At 33.9% G+C, this 2737-nt stretch carries 4 protein-coding genes; 2 read left to right on the forward strand and 2 right to left on the reverse strand.

What is annotated here, in order from left to right; genetic code table 11:
• Together P8M54_RS09340 and P8M54_RS09345 are read left to right on the forward strand one after the other, a co-directional pair.
• Window positions 1-243 (forward strand): hypothetical protein (locus tag P8M54_RS09340; protein WP_300287543.1); only part of this gene is annotated, 243 nt, incomplete at its 5' end.
• Between the two features lie 139 nt (window positions 244-382).
• Window positions 383-1042 carry a ribonuclease HII gene (locus tag P8M54_RS09345; protein ID WP_300287545.1) on the forward strand — a complete coding sequence of 220 codons (660 nt, stop codon included), beginning with the start codon at window positions 383-385 and terminating at the stop codon, window positions 1040-1042.
• An 88-nt stretch (window positions 1043-1130) separates the two neighbouring features.
• Here the strand turns inward: P8M54_RS09345 and lipB are convergent, their stop codons facing one another.
• Both lipB and P8M54_RS09355 read right to left on the reverse strand, forming a co-directional pair.
• Entirely contained in the window at window positions 1131-1844 is a 714-nt protein-coding gene (lipB, locus tag P8M54_RS09350; protein ID WP_300287547.1) for a lipoyl(octanoyl) transferase LipB, read from the reverse strand.
• A gap of 71 nt (window positions 1845-1915) precedes the next feature.
• Complete coding sequence (locus tag P8M54_RS09355) at window positions 1916-2644, reverse strand: hypothetical protein (RefSeq protein WP_300287549.1); 729 nt, start codon at window positions 2642-2644, stop codon at window positions 1916-1918.
• Window positions 2645-2737: the final 93 nt, after the last annotated feature.

Here is a 2737-nt window from a genome sequence, read left to right on the forward strand (position 1 = left end):
AATATTTATGCTGCAGGACCAAAATGTGGTGGTATGTCACTATTTGACAAGTACAAATTACGTGTTACATATTTAGTAAATAATCAGCCTGAAGCATCTGTAACAATTCCACTTACGGTTCTCTCCTGCGCAAAAGAGAACTGCATAGACAACGCTACCAGTAGCGTAAAGATCCATTTGAACTTTAATCTCATATTAATTAATTTTGAATTAGTTGGTACAAACATCATAATTAAAACTTAAATCTCCAAATTATAAATCATAAAAAATTAACTTTATCCTAACATAATATTTAGTTTGTGTTGAAAAAAAAATACGATCATTATCTTTGAGGCTTCTTTGTTGAGAAAATCATTTATTTACATGCAAAAAACACTTTAAAATGCTACAAAACAGCTTTTCAAACTTTCAACTAGAAGCCGGTACAGACGAAGCTGGACGAGGCTGTCTTGCAGGACCAGTTACAGCTGCAGCCATTATTTTACCACCGAACTTTGAAAACGCACTTTTAAATGACAGTAAGCAGTTATCTGAAAAAGTAAGAGAGCAACTTCGACCTATTTTAGAACAACAAGCCATCACCTATGCGGTGACCCATTTATTTCCCAATGAAATTGATGAAATCAATATCTTGAATGCTTCAATGAAAGCTATGCAAGAATCCGTCCTCAAGCTTTCAGTGAACCCGAATTTTATAATAGTGGATGGAAACAGAAAATTAAATGCCAAGCTAGGCTTAAAGAGTCTAGTTGGTAAAGTGTTTTCATTAGAAGAAACAGAATTGCTAAAAACAATACCAAACGAAAGCATTATTAAGGGAGATTCAAAATACTTAAGTATTGCAGCGGCGTCCATCTTAGCTAAAACGTATCGCGATGAATACATGAATCGCATTCATGAAGAATACCCAATGTACAATTGGAAAAAAAACAAAGGCTACCCTACGAAAGAGCATAGAGAGGCAATTAGAAAATACGGCCCAACCAAATACCACCGTATGACTTTTAAATTATTACCCGAGCAGCTAAGCTTGGACTTGTAATAAAATAGCAATCACCAACTGAATAGACTGATGATTATCCCATTATATATTTCTACATTATATATAGGTATAAAATAATGCAAAGCTTTTATGAATTGACTGCTTCAGAAAACTCACATTCAAACAATATTTTAAAATACTTCAAAATTTTTGCTTTCACCTCTTCTTCATTTACATGATCAACGCCTAACTCTACATTTAAAGTGGTTACCGCTTTACCACGAATACCGCAAGGAATAATATTATCGAAATAGCCTAAGTTTGCATTGACGTTCAAAGCAAATCCGTGCATGGTAACCCAACGAGAAGCACGTACTCCCATGGCACATATTTTTCTAGCAAACGGCGTACCTACTCCAAGCCAAACGCCAGTCTCGCCATCGCTGCGGCCACATTCTAATCCATATTCTTGTAAAGTCAAAATAATAGCTTCTTCAAGAAACCGCAAATATTTATGAATATCCGTAAAAAAGTTTTCTAAATCTAAAATAGGATAGCCTACGATTTGGCCAGGACCGTGATACGTAATATCACCACCTCGATTAATTTTGTAGAAGGTTGCTCCTTTTTCAGCCAATTGTTCTTCCGACAAAAGTAAGTTTGACAAATCTCCACTTTTACCTAAGGTATATACATGAGGATGCTCAACAAACAAAAAATAATTAGGTGTATCGAGATTCAACTCTTCTCTCCTATTTTTTATTTTCAAGTCAACAATACCTTTAAAAAGTTCTTCTTGGTATTGCCAGGTTTCCTGATAATCTTTATTCCCTAAATCTTGAAGTTGAATCTTCTTGTTCATAATCTGAAAGCATTCGATGTTTGAAGGACAAAGGTACAAAGTTTGAATGAGTCGCCTTTTGTCAAATGAATTTATTCTAGCACAACTTCTAGTTGCGTGATTTCTGGATTAGCGATACAATCGCTTAACGGAAAAGTTATAGACAGTGCTTTTTTATTTTCACTGATTATGGCCGAACTATTAGAAACCGATTTGATTTTTCGCGGGAAATTATAAGTAAGTTGATAGGTTTGAACAAATCCCAAGTTGCCATATTTAGCTTTCGCGGCTTCCATTTCGGCTTTTTGAATATTTTGCTCGTCTGGGTTTGTCATCGTTACAATCCTTTTAAAAACCGAATTATCGTAACTATAACTAACCCTATAATAATGTTTCTCTGCCGTAAGCGCATAATTATTCTCGAGATCATCAGCATAATCAACTGTTTTATATAAATCTGGGATATTTTCTACTTTTGTAAAATGACTGATAAAAGTCGTTTTATACTGCTTGTCAAAAGAACTCTTTTTGATATGAACTACTACATCTTTGTATCTCGAAAAAAGGGTTTGCTCAATTGGGGTAAACTTGATAAAATTATAATTATACTTTTTAATGTAGTCCGAAAAAACATAAGTACTGTCCTTATAAAAATCTTCCTTACCGTACTGCTCCCCTACTAATCTCATATAACTTGGCTCATGCCGATTTTCAGTCATTTCAATTGTCCCGCTACCATCATCATTGATTGTAATATTTTCTGAAATTTGACAGCTACTGACTAGTAGTGTCAAGGACAATAAGTAAAAAAAATTCTTCATCTATTATAAATATCATTGGCTTTAAAAGTTTAAAAGTACAAGAGCTTTTTTAATTCCCATACATCTTTAACAAAATATTCTTACAAGGAACAC

Source organism: Flavobacterium sp. (assembly GCF_029242675.1).
Lineage (GTDB): Bacteria > Bacteroidota > Bacteroidia > Flavobacteriales > Flavobacteriaceae > Flavobacterium.

Bases quoted from the DNA above. Each gene is read 5' to 3' on its own strand.
- P8M54_RS09345 (WP_300287545.1), top strand. From the start codon at position 383: ATGCTACAAAACAGCTTTTCAAACTTTCAACTAGAAGCCGGTACAGAC.
- lipB (WP_300287547.1), bottom strand. From the start codon at position 1,844: ATGAACAAGAAGATTCAACTTCAAGATTTAGGGAATAAAGATTATCAG.
- P8M54_RS09355 (WP_300287549.1), bottom strand. From the start codon at position 2,644: ATGAAGAATTTTTTTTACTTATTGTCCTTGACACTACTAGTCAGTAGC.